17 protein-coding genes are annotated in these 19,812 nt (G+C 72.2%); 8 read left to right on the plus strand and 9 right to left on the minus strand.

Going from position 1 to position 19,812, the window contains the following annotated elements:
• Positions 1-61 precede the first annotated feature (61 nt).
• The 7 genes from ACFY1P_RS19660 to ACFY1P_RS19690 all read right to left on the minus strand — a co-directional run bounded on the left by ACFY1P_RS19660 (position 62) and on the right by ACFY1P_RS19690 (position 9,367).
• On the minus strand, positions 62-274 hold the full coding sequence (locus ACFY1P_RS19660) for a hypothetical protein (RefSeq protein ID WP_361525375.1): 213 nt from the start codon (positions 272-274) through the stop codon (positions 62-64).
• Positions 275-444: 170 nt separating this feature from the next.
• Entirely contained in the window at positions 445-1,458 is a 1,014-nt protein-coding gene (locus ACFY1P_RS19665) for an alpha/beta hydrolase (RefSeq protein ID WP_361525378.1), read from the minus strand.
• On the minus strand, positions 1,455-1,943 hold the full coding sequence (locus ACFY1P_RS19670) for a phage holin family protein (protein ID WP_361525381.1): 489 nt from the start codon (positions 1,941-1,943) through the stop codon (positions 1,455-1,457). Before ACFY1P_RS19670 ends, ACFY1P_RS19665 begins: the two co-directional genes overlap by 4 nt.
• 66 nt (positions 1,944-2,009) lie before the next feature.
• The gene (gene nhaA / locus ACFY1P_RS19675; RefSeq protein ID WP_390751280.1) at positions 2,010-3,407 is read right to left on the minus strand and encodes a Na+/H+ antiporter NhaA; all 1,398 of its coding nucleotides are present in this window, start codon (positions 3,405-3,407) and stop codon (positions 2,010-2,012) included.
• A gap of 201 nt (positions 3,408-3,608) precedes the next feature.
• Positions 3,609-5,576 (minus strand): acetate--CoA ligase, encoded by a 1,968-nt coding sequence (acs, locus tag ACFY1P_RS19680; protein WP_361525386.1) that lies wholly within the window; start codon positions 5,574-5,576, stop codon positions 3,609-3,611.
• Positions 5,577-5,767: 191 nt separating this feature from the next.
• Complete coding sequence (locus tag ACFY1P_RS19685) at positions 5,768-8,077, minus strand: SulP family inorganic anion transporter (RefSeq protein ID WP_390751281.1); 2,310 nt, start codon at positions 8,075-8,077, stop codon at positions 5,768-5,770.
• A gap of 294 nt (positions 8,078-8,371) precedes the next feature.
• Entirely contained in the window at positions 8,372-9,367 is a 996-nt protein-coding gene (locus ACFY1P_RS19690) for an ATP-binding protein (protein ID WP_390751282.1), read from the minus strand.
• A 101-nt stretch (positions 9,368-9,468) separates the two neighbouring features.
• On the opposite strand from ACFY1P_RS19690, the gene ACFY1P_RS19695 reads away from it, so the two are divergent.
• Entirely contained in the window at positions 9,469-10,290 is an 822-nt protein-coding gene (locus ACFY1P_RS19695) for an oxidoreductase (RefSeq protein ID WP_390751283.1), read from the plus strand.
• Between the two features lie 391 nt (positions 10,291-10,681).
• Here the strand turns inward: ACFY1P_RS19695 and ACFY1P_RS19700 are convergent, their stop codons facing one another.
• Positions 10,682-11,527, minus strand: a complete 846-nt coding sequence (locus ACFY1P_RS19700; protein WP_361525397.1) for an HAD family hydrolase — start codon at positions 11,525-11,527, stop codon at positions 10,682-10,684.
• 452 nt (positions 11,528-11,979) lie between these two features.
• On the opposite strand from ACFY1P_RS19700, the gene ssd reads away from it, so the two are divergent.
• The 7 genes from ssd to ACFY1P_RS19735 all read left to right on the plus strand — a co-directional run bounded on the left by ssd (position 11,980) and on the right by ACFY1P_RS19735 (position 16,987).
• On the plus strand, positions 11,980-13,095 hold the full coding sequence (gene ssd, locus ACFY1P_RS19705; RefSeq protein ID WP_390751284.1) for a septum site-determining protein Ssd: 1,116 nt from the start codon (positions 11,980-11,982) through the stop codon (positions 13,093-13,095).
• On the plus strand, positions 13,092-14,249 hold the full coding sequence (locus ACFY1P_RS19710) for a TadA family conjugal transfer-associated ATPase (RefSeq protein WP_361525402.1): 1,158 nt from the start codon (positions 13,092-13,094) through the stop codon (positions 14,247-14,249). The genes ssd and ACFY1P_RS19710 overlap by 4 nt, the downstream gene beginning before the upstream one ends.
• On the plus strand, positions 14,246-15,181 hold the full coding sequence (locus ACFY1P_RS19715; protein ID WP_390751285.1) for a type II secretion system F family protein: 936 nt from the start codon (positions 14,246-14,248) through the stop codon (positions 15,179-15,181). The genes ACFY1P_RS19710 and ACFY1P_RS19715 overlap by 4 nt, the downstream gene beginning before the upstream one ends.
• 425 nt (positions 15,182-15,606) lie before the next feature.
• Positions 15,607-16,047, plus strand: coding sequence for a type II secretion system F family protein (locus tag ACFY1P_RS19720; protein WP_390751286.1), 441 nt, complete (start codon positions 15,607-15,609; stop codon positions 16,045-16,047).
• A 131-nt stretch (positions 16,048-16,178) separates the two neighbouring features.
• Positions 16,179-16,316: a DUF4244 domain-containing protein gene (locus ACFY1P_RS19725; RefSeq protein ID WP_390751287.1), complete on the plus strand. Its 138-nt coding sequence runs from the start codon at positions 16,179-16,181 to the stop codon at positions 16,314-16,316.
• Positions 16,303-16,647, plus strand: a complete 345-nt coding sequence (locus tag ACFY1P_RS19730) for a TadE family type IV pilus minor pilin (protein ID WP_390751288.1) — start codon at positions 16,303-16,305, stop codon at positions 16,645-16,647. Before ACFY1P_RS19725 ends, ACFY1P_RS19730 begins: the two co-directional genes overlap by 14 nt.
• 7 nt (positions 16,648-16,654) lie before the next feature.
• Positions 16,655-16,987 (plus strand): Rv3654c family TadE-like protein, encoded by a 333-nt coding sequence (locus ACFY1P_RS19735; RefSeq protein ID WP_390751289.1) that lies wholly within the window; start codon positions 16,655-16,657, stop codon positions 16,985-16,987.
• A gap of 366 nt (positions 16,988-17,353) precedes the next feature.
• Here ACFY1P_RS19735 and ACFY1P_RS19740 read toward each other — a convergent pair whose 3' ends face one another.
• Positions 17,354-19,810 carry a DEAD/DEAH box helicase gene (locus tag ACFY1P_RS19740; RefSeq protein ID WP_390751290.1) on the minus strand — a complete coding sequence of 819 codons (2,457 nt, stop codon included), beginning with the start codon at positions 19,808-19,810 and terminating at the stop codon, positions 17,354-17,356.
• Between the last annotated feature and the right edge of the window lie 2 nt (positions 19,811-19,812).

The following is a 19,812-nucleotide window of genomic DNA, read 5'->3' on the forward strand; positions in this document are numbered from 1 at the left end:
CTTCTGAGGGCCTTTCGGCGCCCGGCGTGCCCAGAGGGAGCGCCGGCGCGGAAGAGGCGCGTCAGCGGCCGCGCGGGTGGTGGCGCAGCCGCGCCGACACCCAGCGGGCGCGACGGCGGATGATGCGCGGGATGCCGATGAGCGGATCCGGTCCGGCCACCGGCCGGTGCTCCACCCTCGCAGCCCTGTCGGTCACCTCGCCCACAGCCACAGCGGAGTCGCCCTCGGCGCCCCGCTCCTGTGTCGCGTCACGGTAGTCGTGCGTCCAGCCCATACAGAGCTCTGTGCCCGGGGCCAAAGGTCGGTAATCGCCCAGGGGTCGCTCAATTGGCCTATGCGCCGGGCAATTGGCCGTTCGAGGAACGGCCGTTCCCGTGCGTGCGGCGGTGCCCCGGCGGCCCGTGCCGGGCGGGATCCGGGCGGGTCGCGGACCCTCGGCGGAGGTCAGCGGTCCGGTTCCGGATCCTTGAGCCAGTTGACCAGTTCCGCGGAGAACGCCGCCGGGTCCTCCTCGTGGGGGAAGTGCCCGAGCCCGTCGAAGAGCCGCCAGCGGTACGGTGCCTCCACGTACTCCCCGGAGCCCGCCGCGCTGCGCGTGCGCATCACCGGATCGAGGGAACCGTGCAGGTGCAGCGTCGGCACCCGCACCGGCCGCTTCATCCGGCGGTTGAACTGGAGGCCGTCCGGGCGCGCCATCGAACGCACCATCCAGCGGTACGGCTCGATCGAGCAGTGCGCCGTGGAGGGGATCGTCATGGCCCGTCGGTAGGCATCGACCGCGTCGTCGTCCGGCAGCCGGGGGCCCGACCACTCCCGCACCAGCCGCCCCACCAGCGCCGCGTCGTCCGCGACCAGCCGTCGCTCCGGCAGCCACGGCTGCTGGAAGCCCCAGACGTAAGAACCGGCCGCGCTCTGCTTGACGTCGGAGAGCATCGCCGAACGCCAGCGCCGCGGGTGCGGCATCGAGGAGACCGCGAGCCTGCGCACCAGCTTCGGCCGCATCACCGCCGCCGTCCACGCCAGATAGCCGCCCAGGTCGTGCCCCACCAGCGCGGCGTCCGGCTCCCCGAGCGAGCGGATCACTCCGGTGATGTCGAGCGCGAGGTTCGCCGGGTCGTAGCCGCGCGGCGTACGGTCGCTGCCGCCCACCCCGCGCAGGTCCATCGCGACCGCCCGGAAACCGGCGTCCGCGAGCGCCTGCAACTGGTGCCGCCACGTCCACCAGAACTGCGGGAAGCCGTGCAGCAGCAGCACCAGAGGCCCATCGCCCATCTCGGCGATGTGGAACCGCGCGCCGTTCGCCGCCACATCCCGGTGGGTCCAGGGACCCTCGGGACGTACGACCGACGCCCCGGACACCGCCGGGGCCGGGCCCGTCCGCGCCGCCGGAGGCCCGGCGGAGGGGGTGGGCTCGGGGTCGGGGGACGCGGGCGCTGCGGAGGTATCGGGCACCGTCATACGGCCGAGCGTGTCACAGATGCGTCGGAGCGGCCCGTGTCCGTCAGCGGATACGGGTGCGGCTTGACGGTGCCCAGGACGGCAGCCGTCTGCTTCGCGGAGGCAATGGTCTTCTCGGGCTTGCTGACCTTCTTGAACCTGTTCACGGCCAGCAGCCCGAGAACCGCGGCGACCAGCAGGAACGCGCCACCGACAATCAGGAACGACCAGGCGAGCCCCAGGCCGAGGTTGTGGATGCCGTACGCAGCGGCGAAGCTCAGAACGGGCAGCGAGAACAGCGCCAGCGTCCCGGCCGCGGCGATCGCGCCACCGCCGATGCCGACGCGCTTGGCGTCCTGCCGCAGTTCGGCCTTGGCCAGCGCGATCTCGTCGTGCACCAGTGCGGACAGCTCCGTGGTGGCCGTCGCCATCAGCTGGCCGAGGCTGCGGTTCGCGCCGTTGGCGCCGTTCACACCGGTCGCCGCACCGTCGTCGGCTGCGCTCATCGGCTGCTCCCTCATCGTCATCAGCTCGTCATCTGCGGGTCTCCAGCGAATGTGAAGACACTCAGATCATGCCGGACCATCCTCCCCGGCGGTGCGCCCGGCAGCGACTTCGGCCAGCCTGCGGTGCTCGGCCGCCTTCGCCTCCAGGATCGCGGCCATCCGGAGGTGGTACGCCGGATTGTCCTGCTCGTAGATGTCGGGGATGCCGTCGTGGTCCTCGTCGAGGTCCTCCGCGGCGCACAGCTTCTTGTACTTGTTGTCGCGCAGCTTGAGCAGCACGCTCGCCAGCACCGCCGCTATCAGCGAACCGACGAGCACGGACGCCTTGATCTCGTCGGTCAGCAGCGGGTCGTTCTTGAAGGCGAGCTCGCCGATCAGCAGCGAGACCGTGAAGCCGATGCCGGCCAGCGAGGCGACGGCCAGCACGTCGGGCCACTTGAGGTCGGGGTTGAGCTCGGCCTTGGTGAAACGTGCCGCCAGCCAGGTGCCGCCGAACACACCGATCGCCTTGCCGACGACCAGGCCGAGGACGACACCGAGGGTCTCGGGCCGGGTGAAGACGTCCGACAGCGCGCCGCCGGAGATCGCGACACCCGCCGAGAACAGCGCGAACAGCGGCACGGCCAGCCCTGCGGAGAGGGGGCGCACGAGGTGCTCGATGTGCTCGCCGGGGGAGTGCACCTCGTCCTCACGGCGCGTGCAGCGCAGCATGAGCCCCATGGCGACGCCCGCGATCGTGGCGTGGACGCCGCTGTTGTACATCAGCGCCCAGTTGACGATGCCCAGAGGGACGTAGACGTACCACCCGCGCACGCCCTTGCGGAGCAGCAGCCAGAAGACGGCCAGGCCCAGCACGGCGAAGCCGAGAGCCGCGAAGTTCAGCTTCTGCGTGAAGAACACCGCGATGATCAGGATCGCGAAGAGGTCGTCGACGACGGCGAGGGTCAGCAGGAACGCCCGGAGCGCCGACGGCAGGGAGGTGCCGATGACGGCGAGCACGGCGAGCGCGAAGGCGATGTCGGTCGCGGTGGGCACGGCCCAGCCCGCCGTCGAGCCGCCGCCGGTCGTCACCACGGTGAAATAGACGAGCGCGGGCGCGGCCATGCCGCAGACCGCCGCGACGACCGGAAGGACCGCCGCCTTGGGATCGCGCAGCTCGCCCGCGACCAGCTCGCGCTTGAGCTCGATGCCCGCCACGAAGAAGAAGACGGCCAGCAGTCCGTCGGCCGCCCAGTGCTGGACCGAAAGATTCAGGCCGAGGGAGCCGGGGCCGAAGTGGAACGAGCTGACCGACTGATAGCTGTCGCGCAGCGGGGTGTTCGCCCAGATCAGCGCGGCGACGGCGGCGATGAGCAGCAGCACGCCGCCCACGGTTTCGGTACGCAGGGCGTCGGCGAGGTAAGTCCGCTCTGGCAGCGGCAGCCGGCCGAGAAAGACGGAGCGGCGGTTCTTGGGCGCGGCCACGGCGGAGTACCTCCTGGGGTCGACTGGATACACGTGTGCTGTGTGCCGACCAGACTTCCCGGCGCGCCCATGATTCTTGTCGCGTTTTTGACGCGACGAATACTTACCTTAGCCCGAAAGTGTGAGGGGCACCCGGCGCGATGCCAGGTGCCCCTCACTCGTACGAGGTGTTCACTCGCTGCCCGAGGGCTGCGTGCTGCCTCAGTCCTCGCTGCTCGCGGCGGGGAGCTGGGACTGGATCAGGTCCATGACCGAGGAGTCGGTCAGCGTGGTGACGTCCCCGAGGGTGCGGTTCTCGGCCACGTCGCGCAGCAGGCGGCGCATGATCTTGCCGGACCGGGTCTTGGGCAACTCGGCGACGGGCAGGATGCGCTTGGGCTTGGCGATCGGACCGAGCTGCTTGGCGACGTGCGCCCGGAGCTCCTCGACCAGGCCCTCCTCGGTCGCGTCCGCGGTGCCGCGCAGGATCACGAAGGCGCAGATGGCCTGGGTGGTCTGCGGGTCGGCGGCGCCGACGACGGCCGCCTCGGCGACCTTGGGGTGCGAGACGAGGGCGGACTCGACCTCGGTGGTGGAGATGTTGTGGCCGGAGACCAGCATCACGTCGTCGACGCGGCCGAGCAGCCAGACGTCGCCGTCGTCGTCCTTCTTCGCGCCGTCGCCCGCGAAGTATTTGTGCTCGAAGCGGGACCAGTAGGTGTCGAGGTAGCGCTGGTCGTCGCCCCAGATGGTGCGGAGCATGGAGGGCCAGGGCTCGGTCAGGACGAGATAGCCGCCGTGGCCGTCGGGCACCTCGCGGGCGTCGTCGTCCACGACGGTGGCCGCGATGCCGGGGAGTGGCACCTGCGCGGAGCCGGGCTTGGTGGCCGTGACACCGGGCAGCGGGCTGATCATGATGCTGCCGGTCTCGGTCTGCCACCAGGTGTCGACGACGGGGGTGCGGTCGGCGCCGATGTGCTTGCGGTACCAGACCCACGCCTCGGGGTTGATGGGTTCGCCGACCGAGCCGAGGACGCGCAGGCTGGACAGGTCGAACTTGGCGGGGATGTCGTCGCCCCACTTCATCGCGGCGCGGATCGCGGTCGGCGCGGTGTAGAGGATCGTGACGCCGTACTTCTGGACGATCTCCCACCAGCGGCCCTGGTGCGGGCTGTCTGGCGTGCCCTCGTAGAGGACTTCGGTCGCGCCGTTGCTCAAGGGGCCGTAGACGATGTACGAGTGGCCGGTCACCCAGCCGACGTCGGCCGTGCACCAGAAGACGTCGGTCTCCGGCTTGAGGTCGAAGACGGCGTGGTGGGTGTACGAGGTCTGGGTGAGATAGCCGCCGGTGGTGTGCAGGATGCCCTTGGGCTTACCCGTGGTGCCGGAGGTGTAGAGGATGAACAGCGGGTGCTCGGCGTCGAACGCCTGCGGGGTGTGCTGGTCCGACTGGCGCTCGACGAGGTCGTGCCACCACACGTCGCGGCCTTCAGTGAAGGCGACGTCCTCCTGGCCGGTGCGCCGGACGACGAGGACGCTGCGGACGTTCTCGGTGCCGGGGCGGGTCAGGGCCTCGTCCACCGCGGGCTTGAGCGCGGACGGCTTGCCGCGCCGGTAGCCGCCGTCGGCGGTGATGACGACGCGGGCGTCGGCGTCGTTGATGCGGGTCGCGAGGGCGTCCGCGGAGAAGCCGCCGAAGACGAGCGAGTGCGGGGCGCCGATCCGCGCGCAGGCGAGCATCGAGACGACGGCCTCGGGGATCATCGGCAGATAGATCGCGACCCGGTCGCCCGCCTGGACACCCAGCTCCGTCAGGGCGTTGGCGGCCTTGGAGACCTCGCGCTGGAGCTCGGCGTAGGTGATGGTGCGGGTGTCGCCGGGCTCGCCCTCGAAGTGGATGGCGACCCGGTCGCCCAGGCCGTTCTCCACATGACGGTCCACGCAGTTGTAGGCCACGTTGAGCCGGCCGTCCGCGAACCACTTGGCGAACGGCGGGTTCGACCAGTCCAGCACCTCGGTCGGCTCGGTCTCCCAGCTCAGCCGCCGGGCCTGCGTGGCCCAGAAGCCCAGCCGATCAGCCCGCGCCTGCTCGTACGCCTCCGCGGTGACATTGGCGTTCGCGGCCAGGTCGGCAGGCGGTGCGAAGCGGCGCTCCTCCTTCAAGAGGTTGGCCAGGCTTTCGTTGCTCACGACATCTCCCTTTCCCAGGGTGTCCGTTGCGTCCCGGGCCATAGCTCATCAGCCCGGAGTGCACTCTGACAAGGGTTGTCGGCAAAAACTGGTTTAGACCTTTGTGTGGAGAGGTTGTTCGAGGTCAGACGGGTGGTGCGGGCGTGACGGGGTACGTCGTCGCGGGGTGGCGCCCGGCGGGCGGCCGCCCCTCAGACGGCGTCGAGGACCTCCGGCCGTACGGCCTTGAAGGTGCGCGAGCGCGGATCCAGCACATAGGCCTGCGCCTCGGCCACATGGAAATACATCCCCTGGAGCTGAAGCGTCCCTTCCGCCACGCGCCGGGCGACGCACACGTGGGCCATCAGGTGATCGAGCTGCTGCATCACGTTGACGAGCGCGAGGCGTTCGGCGTCGTCCGCCACGGGGCGGTCGGCCAGCGCCACCTCACCCCGGCCGAGCCGGCCGATCCGCTGTATCCGGGCCAGGCTCGGACGGCCGTGCCGCAGCCAGCGGGTGAGCGAGGACTGCTGGGCGCCCGGCCCCTGTCCGGCGGCGTCGAGCAGCGCCTGCATCGCCCCGCATCCGGAGTGCCCGCAGACGGTGATGGTGCCGACCCGCAGCACCTCCACCGCGTACTCCACGGCGGCGCCGACCGAATCGCAGGTGCCGTCGGAGTCGGGCGGAGGCATCAGATTGCCGACGTTGCGCACGGTGAACAGGTCGCCCGGACCGCTGGAGGTGATCATGCTCGTCACCAGCCGGGAGTCGGCGCAGGTGAGGAACAGCTGGGTGGGGCGCTGCCCTTCGAGCGCGAGCCGGGCCAGCTCGTCCCGCACCAGGGGGGCCGTGTGGCGCTGGAAGGCGGTGACCCCGCCGAGGAGCTGCCGCCCGCCTCCGGTGTCCGGGGTGCCGGTGTCCGTGGCGGGGCGGGTGCAGTGGTGGTTGCGCCAGGGAGTCCAGGGGTGGCACACGTGGGCGCCGGAGGGCTCGGCGATGGGCTGACCGCCGCGGCCGCGGAGCGTGACCCGACCGCCGTGTGCGCGATGGGCGTTGGTCCACGACTGCAAGGCGTCGTAGGCCGCGTGATCCATGAAGGAACCGCCCAGCTCGACCACCACGCTCGCGCCGTTGGGCACGTGCGCCAGTGCCCGGGTCAGCCGTGGCACGGCCAGGAACGTCAACTGCCCGCTGACGAGCACCAGATGATCGCGCCCCCGTGCCTCGACGGTGATGCGGGTGTGTGCCAGCCGCCGCAGGGCGAGGAAGCCGGTGACCACGAGCCCGACCGCGAGTCCCTGGAGCACGCCGAGCAGCACCACCGACCCCAGCGTGGCCGCGTACATCGGGAACTCCCGCCGCATTCGTACATTTTGGACGTGGACGACGCTCACCATCCGGACACCGGCGGCCATGACCAGCGCGCCGAGCGCCGCGAGGGGGATCAGCTCCAGCACGGAGGTGAGCAGGCCCGCGCAGAGCACCACCCATACCCCTTGCAGGACCGTGGACTTGCGGGTCGCCGCGCCCGCCCGGACGTTCGCCGAGCCGCGCAGCGCGCCGCCGGCGATCGGCAGCCCGCCGAGCAGCCCGGAGATCACGTTCGCCGTGCCCTGCCCGATGAGCTCCCGGTCCAGCGCGGCGGGGTCGGCCGGCGCGTCCGGCCGCTCGGACCGCAGCCTGTCGACCGCCACGGCGGACAGCAGTGACTCCATGCTCGCGACGAGCGTCACCGTCAGCACGGCGGCGAACACCCCGAGCACCGGCCCCTCCGGCACGGCGGGCAGGGCCTGGAGCTCCCATCGGGGCAGCGAGACGCGGGGCAGGACCAGCCCGGTGGCGGCGGCGGTGGCCACGGCCACCGCGGCCACCGGGGCCGGGACGGCGCGCAGCCCACGCCCGGCCCGCCCCGGCAGCCGGGGCCAGGCGATCAGCACCGTCAGCGTGACCGCGCCGACGAGCAGGGCCGCCGGGTGTGGATCCGTCAGCACTGAGGGGAGCGCGGCGAGATTCGCCGCCGCGGAGCTGTACGGGCTGCCGCCCAGGACGACGTGGACCTGCCCGAGCGCGATGGTGACACCGACGCCTGACAGCAGGCCGTGCACGATGGCCGGGCTCACGGCGAGCGCGGCACGGGCCACCCGGGCCGCGCCGAGCGCCAGTTGGGCCAGGCCGGCGAGTGCGGTGATCGCGCAGGTGGCCCGCCATCCGTACTGCTGCACGAGCTCCGCGGTCACCACGACGAGCCCCGTGGCGGCGCCGCTGACCTGAAGCGGGGCGCCGCCGAGCAGGCCCGCGACGATGCCGCCGACGGCCGCCGCGACCAGGCCGGCCTGGAGCGGGGCGCCGGTGGCCAGGGCGATGCCCAGGGAGAGCGGGACGGTGATCAGGAAGACGACCACGGAGGCGAAGAGATCGCGCCGCCAGAGGTGCCTGCCGGATTCCCGTGCTCCGCTGGGCGCGGAGTCGGTCGAGGCGGTCGTATTCGACGTGTCCGTCGTATTCGTCGACTGAGGCTGCATGGGCGTTCCCGTCTTCGTCGGGGCGGCGCGGCCGCGAGTCGGGTCGCGGCCGTGGTCACGGCGTGCAGCGGCGGGAGCGGCTGCGATGGCGGGGGTGTATCAACACTCGGTAAACGAATCGTAATGGAGAGTAAAGGTGGAGGGAAGGCTGAAAGATCGGAGAAGGGGCGATTCCTCCTATCGAGTGAATGGGTGTCTTTATCTGCCAGCTGTTCTTCGATTTTCGTTCTGCGTGGGGGTGTTGCTTGTGCGAGTCCGCCGCGGTTCTTTCCCGCCGATTCTTTTCGGACGCGCTCAGGCGGGCTGCGGCGTGGTGGCCGCCTGCCGCTCGCCGAGAACGAAGGAGGGATCGACCTGGGCGGCGAGATCGGCGCCCGTCTTCGCGTTGCCCCAGCTCTCCGCGTTCTTGAGGTGGAAGTGCACCATCTGCCGCGTGTAACGCTGCCAGTCGCGCCGCTCGTACGCGCTGTCGGCCGTCTCGCGCAGCGTCCGCAGCGCGGCCCGGTTGGACTCCTCCAGCAGGCCGAAGCGGGGCGGCCGGCCCTTCTCCATGGCCCGCACCCAGTCCGAGTGGCCGACCGTGACCAGCAGGTCGTCGCCGACCTCCGTGCGCAGGAAGTCGAGGTCGTCGGCGCCTTGCACCTTGTTGCCCACGACCTTCAGGGAGACGCCGAAGTCCTGTGCGTACTCCTTGTACTGGCGGTAGACCGACACCCCCTTGCGGGTGGGCTCGGCCACCAGGAACGTCATGTCGAAGCGGGTGAACATCCCGGACGCGAACGAGTCGCTGCCCGCTGTCATGTCGACGACGACGTACTCGCCGGGGCCGTCGACAAGGTGGTTGAGGCACAGCTCGACCGCGCCGACCTTGGAGTGGTAGCAAGCGACACCGAGATCGGACTCGGTGAACGGGCCGGTCGCCATCAGCCGGACCGACGCGCCGTCGTCCAGCGGCACGGTGCGGGCACAGGCGGCGTAGACGGGGTTCCCCTCGTCCACCCGCAGCAGCCGCGAGCCCTCGCCCGGCGGGGTCGTCTTGATCATCGTGGCCGCGGAGGCGATCCGGGGGTTGCTCCCCCGCAGGTAGTCCTTGATCAAAGGGAGCTGGGCGCCCATCGCGGGCAGCGCGGCGGCCTCCTCGTCGTCCAGCCCGAGCGCGGCGCCGAGGTGCTGGTTGATATCGGCGTCCACCGCGATCAGGGGTGCGCCGGCCGCTGCGAGATGGCGGATGAACAGTGAGGACAGCGTGGTCTTGCCGCTGCCGCCCTTGCCTACGAAAGCGATCTTCATGTTCACCAAGCGTAGGGTGATGGCCGCGGAAAGTGAGAGCCGCGCGTGAAGAAGACCACTCCTTCGAGGGGTGTGAAGCCAAAGTGCGTACTGTTTTACCCATGAGTACGACTGCCGATCCGCTCGCGGCCCTGGGTTCGCTCCCTGGCGTTGCCGACTCCGTGGACTCCGTGCGCAAGGCGGTGGACCGTGTCTACGGCCACCGTGTGATGCGCCGCCGCAGCAATGAGATCGCCTCCGAGGCCGCGCTGCGCGGAGCGCGTGGCTCCGCGGCGCTCTCCGGCGCCGACTGGGCGCTCGAAGAGGTGCGCCGCCGCACCGACTTCAGCGTCGAGGGCGAGCCGCGGACGGTGGGTGCGGCCCTGAGGCTCACCGCCGAGGCGGGGCAACTGCTCAGCGTGTGGCGGCAGTCGCCGCTGCGGGTGCTCGCCAGGCTGCACCTGGTGGCGGCGGGCGGCAACCGGCCGGACGACACGGTGGGGCGGCCCCGGCTGGAGGGCGAGCCGGTCGACGAGCCGCTGATCGAGCTGGAGCTGCCGAGTGCCGCCGAGGTGTCGGGGCGGCTGGACGGGCTGGCCGGACTGCTGATCACGGGCAGTGAGGCGCCCGCGCTGGTGACAGCCGCCGTGGTGCACGGTGAACTGCTGGCGCTGCGGCCCTTCGGGTCGTGCAACGGGCTGGTGGCGCGGACCGCCGAGCGGATCGTGCTCGTCGGCAGCGGGCTCGACCCCAAGTCGGTCTGCCCCGCTGAGGTGGGCCACGCCGAACTGGGCCGGGCGGCCTATGTGGCGGCACTCGAAGGCTATGTGTCCGGCACGCCCGAGGGCGTGGCGGCCTGGATCATCCACTGCGCCCGCGCCGTGGAGCTGGGCGTACGCGAGAGCACGGCTGTCTGCGAGGCGCTCCAGCGCGGAGCTGCCTGACCGCCCGGCCGGGCGCCGCGGCAGCGCGGTCTCCGGCGGGGGTGCTCCGGAGTGGCGGTGGTTCGCTGCTGCGGGGAGAGCCGGGGAAGTCCGGCGGACAGGGTTGCGGCGGTACCGGTCAAGTCCGGTACCGCCGCTGGCATGTTCGCCGGGTTACCATGCGTGCACGATGTTTGCCCATCAGGTCGAGACTTCGCTCGCCCCTGGTGCGGCTGGCCCGTAATCGACGGGTCGGCGTCGCGTGGGTGCCCGACGTTCATGCTCGGTCCGTGGGGCCGTGGTGCGTGAAGGGCTTCCTCTCGGATGTCCCTGGTCTCGCGGGCCGTTGATTCCTTTCTACTCCTGTCGCCCTCGAAGCGGAAGCCCAAGCCGCAGTTCTTTGCTTTTACCTTCAAAGGCGGGCAATGCGGGCGCGGGGTGAGCGGCGCCGGCTGGCGAGCCAGACCAGGCTCGCGGTGGCCATGGCGGCGCCGACCGCGGCGGCCGTGACCAGGGCGGGGCGGGACGGCAGGGACAGCGAGGGGACACGCTGCTTGAGCCGCACCGGTCGATTGAAGGAGAGGACGGGCCAGTCGCGGGCGGCCGCCTCCCGGCGCAGCGCGCGGTCCGGATTCACCGCGTGCGGGTGGCCCACGGATTCCAGCATCGGGATATCGGTCACCGAGTCGCTGTACGCATAGCAGCGCGCGAGATCGTATCCCTCGGACTCCGCGAGCTCCCTGATGGCCTCGGCCTTGGTCGGGCCATAGGCGTAGTACTCGACTTCGCCCGTGAAGGCGCCGTCCTCGACGACCATGCGGGTGGCGACCACGCGGTCCGCGCCCAGGAGTTCGCCGATGGGCTCGACGACCTCGGCGCCGGAGGTGCTCACAATCACCACATCGCGGCCTGCGGTGTGGTGTGCTTCGATGAGAGAGGCGGCCTCGTCGTAAATGATCGGGTCGATGAGTTCGTGCAGAGTCTCCGCGACGAGCTCACGCACCTGCTGGACATTCCAGCCCCGGCAGAGCGCGGAGAGATACTCGCGCATCCGCTCCATCTGGTCGTGATCGGCGCCGCCGATGAGGAAGACGAACTGCGCATACGCGGTGCGCAGGACGGCGCGTCGGTTGATCAGGCCACCTTGGTAGAACGACTTGCTGAAGGTGAGCGTGCTCGACTTGGCAATGACCGTCTTGTCCAGATCAAAGAACGCGGCTGTCCTGGACAGCGAGTGGTTTTCCACGGTGCCGAGCATAGGGGCCCTCCATTCGGCGTAAGCTGAGGCGTGTGGGTTTGCCTGAGAAGGCTCTCGGGTACACCATGGAAGTCACGGATCGTTCGCGACCGTGTCTAACCCGGCCCGACTCCTCCCCCCCCGAGTCGGCCGTGGGGACGACCCCCGCTCTCCCCCCCGGCGGGGGTCGTCGCATGTCCGGATGCGTTTCGTGCGCCCCTCCCGGTCTTTCTCCGTTCCCTCGGTCTCGCGGTGCCGTGCGCTCCCTTCCTTCATACGCGTCACGCTGCGTAATCGCCAGGCCGCTCTCCGGAAGTCACCGGTATAGGTGACCGGGATATTCACAACGGCTCGGTCGTCCACAGTTTTCAACCAAGATCCACATGATTTTCCAGTTCCGGGCACGGTGATTCCCCGCGCTGTTCCGCGATGTTCGTGGAAGCGAGAGCGCGTAGTGGGACGGGGAGGACATCGTGGCCGGATCCAGTGCATCCGTTTGGCCGCCTGCCGCCGAGGGCGGACGGGCCGGGCCCTTGATCGTCGCGGAGGACGAGGCGCTGCTCGACGACCTGCTGCGGTTGTGCGCCGCGGCCGGGGCGGTGCCCGAGGTGGCGCAGGGGGTGCCCACGCGCAGAGGCGTCTGGGAGCGGGCACCCCTGGTCCTGGTCGGTGACGACTGCGCCGGCCGCCTTGGGAGGGCGGTCGCCGGGCCCCCGGGCGAGGGGCTCGTGCTCGTCGGCAGGGATCCGGAGGACCCCGGCATCTGGCGGCGGGCCGTGGAGCTGGGGGCCGGAGGCGTGGCCCTGCTGCCGGATAACGAGGCGTGGCTGGTCGACCGCATCGCCGACGCCATGGAGGAGAAAGGACGGCCTGCCCTGACCGTCGGGGTGATCGGTGGCCGGGGCGGTGCGGGAGCGAGCACGCTGGCCTGCGCGCTCGCCCTCGGCGCCGCCCGCTCGGAGCGGCGCACGATGCTCATCGACGCCGACCCGCTGGGTGGCGGACTGGACGTGCTCTTCGGCGGCGAGAGAGCGGAAGGGCTCCGCTGGCCGGCCTTCGCCGACTCGCGGGGCCGGGTGGCGGGACAGGCGCTGGAGGAAGCGCTGCCCGAGCTGCACTCACTGCGCCTGCTCAGCTGGGACAGGGGCACCTGCGCGAGCGTGCCGCCCGACGCGATGCGGGCCGTGCTCGGCGCGGCGCGCAGGCGAGGCGGTGTGGTCGTCGTCGACCTGCCGAGGCGGCTCGACGATGCCGCGGTCGAGGCCCTCGGGCAGCTGGACATGGGGCTGTTGGTGGTGCCCGCGGAGCTGCGCGCCGTGGTGGCGGCGCAACGCGTCACGTCCATGGTCAGGATGGTGCTCGACGACCTGCGGGCGGTCGTGCGCGGCCCGTGCGGTGCCGGACTCGACGGCAAGGAGATCGCTCGCCTCCTCGGCCTGCCGCTCGCCGGTGAGCTGCCCCTCGACCCCGGCCTGCCCGGCGCGTTGACCGCCGGACGGCCACCGGGTGCCGATCGCGGACCGCTCGCCCGGTTCAGCGCGGAGTTCTGGGATCAGCTGGCCGTCGAGAGCAGCGGGGCATCCTCATGAGCGCCGAGCTGTTGGACGCCGTGCGGCTGAGGCTCGCCGAGAGCGGTACGGAGCCGACGCCGGCCCGGGTGGCGGAGGCGCTGCGCAGCGAGGGGCGGCTGCTGGGGGACGCCGAAGTGCTCGGCGTCGTGACGCGGTTGCGGTCCGAGCTGGTCGGCACCGGCCCCCTGGAGCGGCTGCTGGCCGAGCCCGAGGTCACCGATGTGCTTGTGACGGCCCCTGATCAGGTGTGGGTCGACCGTGGCTCCGGCCTGGAGCGCACGGGGGTGACCTTCCCCGACGCGGCAGCGGTGCGGCGGCTCGCGCAGCGACTCGCCGCGATCGCCGGCCGGCGGCTGGACGATGCCCGGCCATGGGTGGACGCTCGGCTCCCGGACGGGACGCGGCTGCACGCCGTGCTGCCCCCTGTGGCGGTGGGTTCGACGTGCCTCTCGCTGCGGGTGGTGCGGCCGCGCGCCTTCACCCTGGCCGACCTGGTTGCCGCCGGGACCGTTCCGCCGGGCGGTGAGCGGCTGTTGCGGGCGGTGCTGGAGGCGCGGCTCTCCTTCGTGATCAGTGGCGGCACGGGCAGCGGCAAGACGACTCTGCTGACGACCTTGTTGGGGCTGGTCGCCCCGGATGAGCGCATCGTGCTGGCAGAGGATTCCGCGGAGCTGAGGCCGGACCATCCGCATGTGGTGCGGCTGGAGACACGGCCCGCGAACCAGGAGGGCATCGGCCTGGTCACCCTGCGGGATCTGGTGAGGCAGGCGCTGCGGATGCGGCCGGACCGGCTGGTGGTCGGCGAGGTCCGAGGACCCGAAGTCACCGACTTGCTAGCGGCGTTGAACACGGGCCATGAGGGAGGTTGTGGCACGGTTCACGCGAATGCCGCAGCGGACGTACCGGCCCGTTTGGAGGCCTTGGGGTCCACGGCCGGGCTCGACCGGGCGGCGCTGCACAGTCAGTTGGCGGCGGGGCTGGCCGTGGTGATCCACCTCGTCCGGGAGCGAGGAGGGCTGCGGCGTATCGCCGAGGTGCATGTGCTGGACCGTGACGGGGCGGGGTTCGTGACGACCGTGCCCGCGGCCGTCCGCGGTCCGAAGGGCTTCGAGCGGGCCCGGGGCTGGGATCGGCTGGCGGAGCTGTGCGAGCGCGGGGGGTGCGCGCCATGACGGTTCACGCGGCGGCGCCCCAGGCCGTGCTCGGGCCGGTGGCGGCGTTGGGGGCGCTGGTCATGGCCTGGTCGCTGACGAGGCCGGACCAGGAAGTGCGGCGGGCCAGGCTGCTGTTCGCCGGTGGGGGCGTGGTCGGACCGACCGGCTTCGGACTTCCCGGCTGGGTCGAGGAGTGGCGCGACCGATTGTGGCGGCTGGCGCGGGAGCGGCGCGAGCTGGTGTGCCTCCCGCTCGGAGGCGTGTTGGCGCTGCTGGGGCAGTCCGTATTGCCGCTCTTGGCGGCGGTGGCGGCCGTGCCCTTGGCCAGGCGGTGGCTGGGCGCGCGCCGGGCACGGGAGGAGTGCGAGCGGCGGGAAGCGGCGGTGATCGAGTTCTGCGGAGCCGTCGCGGGAGAGCTGCGGGCAGGGCGGCAGCCCTTCGAGGTGCTTTCAGCTGCCGGGGCAGGGGAGTTGGGGTCGGACTGGGCCGTGGTTCCGGCGGCGGCCAGATTCGGCGGGGACGTGCCGGAGGCGCTGCGCACGGTCGGGCGGCTGCCGGGGGCCGAGGGGCTTCAGGGCGTGGCTGCCTGCTGGAAGGTAGCGGTCGACGGTGGCGCCGGGCTCGCTGCGGGGCTGGAGCGGGTGGCGGGTGCGTTGAGCGCCGAGCGCGATCAACGGGAGGAGCTGCGCGCCCAGTTGGCGGGCACCCGGTCCACGGCCGTGATGCTCGCCGTACTTCCGGTCATGGCGCTGCTGATGGGCAGTGCGCTCGGGGCCGCGCCGTTGCGGGTGTTGCTGCATACGCCGGTGGGGCTGGGCTGCCTGTGTCTCGGTGGGTTGCTGGAGGGCGCGGGGCTCGCCTGGACGGGGCGGATCGTGCGCGGTGCGGCCGGAGAGCCCGCCGCGGGGCCAGGCGTGATGCGGGGCTCGGAGCGGAGGGGTGGCAGGTGAGCGGAAGAGTTATCCACAGCCTGTGGACGGTGATGCCGCTCTGTGCCGTGCTCGCGGGCGCGGTGGTGGCTCTCGGCGCGGCTCGCGGGAGGCGGAGCGTGCGCAGGAGGATTGCGTCCCTGTTCGGCCGGCGCGAGGCGGAGATTAGTGGATGGGCGGGGATATTGCTGAGGCTGCGCACGGAGCGGCTCCCGGGGATCCGCCGCTGGCTGCCGATGGTGGGGGCCGCTGCCGCCGGGCCCATCCTCGTCGGAGGAGCCGTCGGGTGGGGGCTGGGACTCGCCGCCGTGTACGGCATGTGGCGGTTCCGGTCACGGGCGAGCGGAGCCGGTGACGGCTCAGGCGGCGCTTCCGCGGCCGTACTGGCTGGAGCGGCGGTGGCGCCGGCGTGCGCATCGGCCGGCCCGGCTTTGGCGGACGCGGAAGTGGAGAAGCAGCTTCCGCTCGCCGCGGACCTCCTGGCCGCCTGCCTCGCCGCCGGGGCGGGGTCGAGGGAGGCGGCGGAGGCGGTGGGTGCGTCCCTCGGTGGGCCGGTGGGGGAGAGGTTGGCCCAGGCGGCCGCGGAGGTCCGGCTCGGGGGCGACCCCGCCACGGCCTGGAGCCGCGTCGGGAACCTCCCTCAAGCGCGCTCCCTGGCGAGCTGCCTGGAGCGTGCGCAGGCGACCGGGGTGCCCGCGGTGGAGCCCATGTCCCGGCTCGCGGGCCGCCTGCGCGCCGAGCGGAGCCGGGCAGCGGGCATACGGGCCCGGCGCGCGGGCGTGCTGGTCACGGCCCCGCTGGGGCTGTGCTTCCTGCCCGCGTTCCTGACGGTCGGCGTGGCACCTGTGGTGTTCGGGCTGGCGAGCAGGCTCCTGAAAGGCAATTGACGATGCGTGAGACGGAAGCGGGGGAAGTGGAAATGACAGCGGTGACGGTAACGGTGCCGTGGTGGTCGAGGTTCCGCGCATGGCGGGAAGCTCGGGTGCGGGCGGGGTCCGGAGCGGGTGGGGAGGCGGGGATGTCCACGGCCGAGTACGCCGTCGGCACCTTGGCGGCCTGCGCCCTGGCTGCCGTGCTCTACAAGGTGGTCACGAGCGGGGCGGTCAGCGCGGCCTTGCAGGGGCTGATCCAGAAGGCACTCCATGCGCCGTTCTGACGGCGGCTATGTGACCGCGGAGGCCGCGCTGGCGCTGCCGGCGCTGATGCTCTTCGGCATGGCGCTGATCTGGGGGCTGATGGCCGCGTCCGCGCAGATCCAGTGCGTGGACGCGGCGCGGGCCGGGGCCCGGGCGGCGGCCCGGTCCGACCCGCCGTCGGCGGCGATCGCCGCGGCCAGGGCGGCCGCGCCGGAGGGCGCGAGGGTCGCGCTGAGCGGGGAGGGAGACCTGGTCCGGGTGCGCGTGGATGCCCGGTCCGCGGGGCTGGGGCCCCTGGCGGTCCGGCTCGGAGGAGAGGCGGTGGCCCTTGCGGAGGAGACCGTGGGATGACGGAGGCATGGCCACGGTGTGGGTCGCGTTGGCCGCCACGGCGTTGTGCGCGGTGTTCGCGGCGGTCCTGGCGATGAGCCGCGCGGTCGAGGCCCGCCACCGGGCCGGGGGAGCGGCGGACCTGGCGGCGCTGGCAGCCGCGGATCACGCTCTCGAAGGAGAGCCGACGGCGTGCGGTCTCGCCCGGCGGGTGGCGGTGGCTCAGCGCACGCTGGTGGTGCGCTGCGCGGTGAGCGGCGAGTTCGTCGAAGTCTCGGCGGAGGCGAGGGCGGGCCCGTACGCGGTACGCGTCCGCTCACGAGCGGGTCCGGCGATGGGAGGTGGGGCCGCTTGGCCGTGAGCGGTGTGCTGTTGCCCGCGGCCTGGTGGATGGCTGGGGTGGTGGCTGGGGTGAGCCTGGGCCTGCGGCCTGGCTGGGGCGACCCTGAGACGGGCTCAGGGTGGCACCGCTGTTCTGCGGCTCTGGCCCATCCTGGGATTCGCTTCTGGGCGGTTGTGAGGTGGCCCCGGGTTCGGTGCGTGGGAGACCCCGGTCGGCGCGGAGGTCCGCCCGGCGACTTGCCGCCGGCACGGCCTCGCAGCGGACACGCCGCCCCTGGCCATGCCCCTAGCCATGCCTCTGGTTCCCGCCCTTCGGCGCGGACCGGTGGCAAGGCCGCACGGGGAGCACATCTGAGGCGCCGTCAGGCAGGCGCGGGAGTCCAGGTCATGTCTCCTCCGGTGGATTCGGTGGGGCGCCTTTCAGGAGGTGGGTGAGGAGGCGGATGGCGGCCTTCTTGTCGAGAGGGTCGTTGCCGTTGCCGCACTTCGGGGACTGGACGCAGGAGGGGCAGCTGGATTCGCACTCGCAGGCGGCGATCGCCTCGCGGGTGGCGGTGAGCCACTCGGCGGCGGTGTGGAAGGCCCGCTCGGCGAAGCCGGCGCCGCCCGAGTGGCCGTCGTAGACGAAGACGGTGGGCAGGAGCGTGTCGGGGTGGAGGGGGACGGAGACGCCCCCGATGTCCCAGCGGTCGCAGGTGGCGAAGAGCGGCAGCATGCCGATGGAGGCGTGTTCCGCGGCGTGCAGGGCGCCGCCCAGGGCCTCGGGGTGGACGCGGGCGTCGTCGAGCTGGTCCTCGGTGACGGTCCACCAGACGGCTCGGGTGCGCAGGGTGCGGGGTGGCAGGTCCAGCTTGGACTCGCCGAGGACCTCGCCGGTGATGAGCCGGCGGCGGAGGAAGGAGACGACCTGGTTGGTGACCTCGACCGAGCCGAAGCAGAGCCGTGCGTCCCCCCAGGGAACCTCGGCGCTGGTCTCCAGGATCGAGATGGCGGTGGTGTCGCGGGCGGTCGTCGAATAGGGCGGGTCGGCCTGCTCGACCAGGGCGACGGAGGCGTCCAGGTCGAGGTGGCGGACGAGGTAGGTCCGGCCCTGGTGGAGGTGGACCGCGCCCTCGTGGACGGCCGCGTGCGCGGCGGCGGCGTCCACCGTGCCCAGCAGCCGCCCGGTGCCCTCCTCCACGACCTGGACGGGTCGGCCGCCCCCGCCCCGGATGTCGGTGAGGTCGACGGCCCGCTCGCGGCGCGTCCAGTGCCAGGCGGCGGCGCGGCGGCGGAGCAGTTTGCGTCCTTCGAGCTGGGTGAGGAGCCCGGGGGCCTCGGGGCCGAAGAGCGAGAGGTCGGCCTCGGTGAGGGGCAGCTCGGCCGCCGCCGCGCACAGATGGGGGGCGAGGACGTAGGGGTTGTCCGGGTCGAGGACGGTGGATTCGACCGGCTGCCGGAAGAGGGCTTCCGGGTGGTGGACGAGATAGGTGTCCAGCGGATCGTCGCGGGCGACGAGAACGGCGAGCGCGCCCCGGCCCGTACGGCCCGCGCGGCCCGCCTGCTGCCAGAGCGAGGCCCGGGTGCCGGGATAGCCGGAGATCAGGACGGCGTCGAGACCGGCGACGTCGACGCCGAGTTCCAGGGCGGTGGTGGCCGAGAGGCCCAGCAGCTCCCCGGAGTGCAGGGTGTGCTCGATGGCGCGGCGCTCCTCCGGGAGATAGCCGCCCCGGTAGGCGGCGACGCGGGAGGGGAGGGAGCGGTCGACGGCGGCCAGGCGTTCCTGGGCGATGAGGGAGATGAGCTCGGCGCCGCGCCGTGAGCGGACGAACGCGACGGTGCGGACGCCCTGGACGACGAGATCGGTGAGGAGGTCGGCGGTCTCCGCGGTGGCGGTGCGGCGGACGGGCGCGCCCTTCTCGCCGTGGAACTCGGTGAGCGGGGGCTCCCAGAGGGCGAAGACCAGTTCGCCGCGCGGGGAGGAGTCCTCGGTGATCTCCGCCACGGGCACCCCGGTGAGCCGGCACGCCGCGGTGGCCGGGTCCGAGGCGGTGGCGGAGGCGAGGAGGAAGACAGGGTGCGAGCCGTAGCGGGCGCAGACACGCCGGAGCCTGCGCAGCACCTGGGCGACGTGCGAGCCGAAGACGCCGCGGTAGGTGTGGCACTCGTCGATGATGACGTAGCGCAGGGCGCGCAGGAAGGAGGACCACTTGGGGTGGGCGGGCAGGATCGAGCGGTGGAGCATGTCGGGGTTGGTGAGCGCGTAATTGGCGTACTGACGCACCCACTCCCGCTCCTCCACGGGCGTGTCGCCGTCGTAGACGGCGGGGCGGACGCTCTTGCCCAGGGGCTCGGCCAGGGCCCGTACGGCGCGACGCTGGTCGGCCGCGAGGGCCTTGGTGGGGGCGAGGTAGAGGGCGGTCGCGCCACGGCCGTTCGGGGCCTCCGCCCCGTCCAGCAGGGCGCTCAGCACGGGGGCCAGATAGGCGAGGGACTTGCCGGAGGCCGTTCCGGTGGCCACCACCACCGACTCGCCGCGCAGGGCGTGCTCGGCCGTGAGAGCCTGGTGAGCCCAAGGGCGCTCGATGCCGGCCAGCCGGATGGCATCGACCACTTCCGGCCGGATCTTCTCAGGCCAGGGGGCATGACGTCCCGGACGCGGGGGCAAGTGCTCCGTATGAGTGATGCGCGCAGCCCGGTCGGCCCCGGCGGTCAGCCTGTCGAGGACCATCCGGGGAGCGGGGTGTACGCCCGCCTCCGGCGGGAGTTGATCGTTGGCCATTGACACCGAGTGTGTCACTGGCGTGGCGGACAATGGCGCCAAGGCGTCGTGCACGCCTGCCGGTAAGTGATTGAATGCCATCG

It is taken from the genome of Streptomyces sp. NPDC001407, assembly GCF_042895325.1.
In the GTDB taxonomy this organism is placed as follows: domain Bacteria; phylum Actinomycetota; class Actinomycetes; order Streptomycetales; family Streptomycetaceae; genus Streptomyces.

What these genes read in the sequence shown, in the direction of transcription:
- ACFY1P_RS19660 (WP_361525375.1), bottom strand. Translation starts at nt 274, where the DNA reads ATGGGCTGGACGCACGACTACCGTGACGCGACACAGGAGCGGGGCGCC.
- ACFY1P_RS19665 (WP_361525378.1), bottom strand. Translation starts at nt 1,458, where the DNA reads ATGACGGTGCCCGATACCTCCGCAGCGCCCGCGTCCCCCGACCCCGAG.
- ACFY1P_RS19670 (WP_361525381.1), bottom strand. Translation starts at nt 1,943, where the DNA reads ATGAGCGCAGCCGACGACGGTGCGGCGACCGGTGTGAACGGCGCCAAC.
- ACFY1P_RS19685 (WP_390751281.1), bottom strand. Translation starts at nt 8,077, where the DNA reads ATGCAGCCTCAGTCGACGAATACGACGGACACGTCGAATACGACCGCC.
- ACFY1P_RS19690 (WP_390751282.1), bottom strand. Translation starts at nt 9,367, where the DNA reads ATGAAGATCGCTTTCGTAGGCAAGGGCGGCAGCGGCAAGACCACGCTG.
- ACFY1P_RS19695 (WP_390751283.1), top strand. Translation starts at nt 9,469, where the DNA reads ATGAGTACGACTGCCGATCCGCTCGCGGCCCTGGGTTCGCTCCCTGGC.
- ACFY1P_RS19700 (WP_361525397.1), bottom strand. Translation starts at nt 11,527, where the DNA reads ATGCTCGGCACCGTGGAAAACCACTCGCTGTCCAGGACAGCCGCGTTC.
- ACFY1P_RS19710 (WP_361525402.1), top strand. Translation starts at nt 13,092, where the DNA reads ATGAGCGCCGAGCTGTTGGACGCCGTGCGGCTGAGGCTCGCCGAGAGC.
- ACFY1P_RS19715 (WP_390751285.1), top strand. Translation starts at nt 14,246, where the DNA reads ATGACGGTTCACGCGGCGGCGCCCCAGGCCGTGCTCGGGCCGGTGGCG.
- ACFY1P_RS19725 (WP_390751287.1), top strand. Translation starts at nt 16,179, where the DNA reads ATGTCCACGGCCGAGTACGCCGTCGGCACCTTGGCGGCCTGCGCCCTG.
- ACFY1P_RS19730 (WP_390751288.1), top strand. Translation starts at nt 16,303, where the DNA reads ATGCGCCGTTCTGACGGCGGCTATGTGACCGCGGAGGCCGCGCTGGCG.
- ACFY1P_RS19735 (WP_390751289.1), top strand. Translation starts at nt 16,655, where the DNA reads ATGGCCACGGTGTGGGTCGCGTTGGCCGCCACGGCGTTGTGCGCGGTG.
- ACFY1P_RS19740 (WP_390751290.1), bottom strand. Translation starts at nt 19,810, where the DNA reads ATGGCATTCAATCACTTACCGGCAGGCGTGCACGACGCCTTGGCGCCA.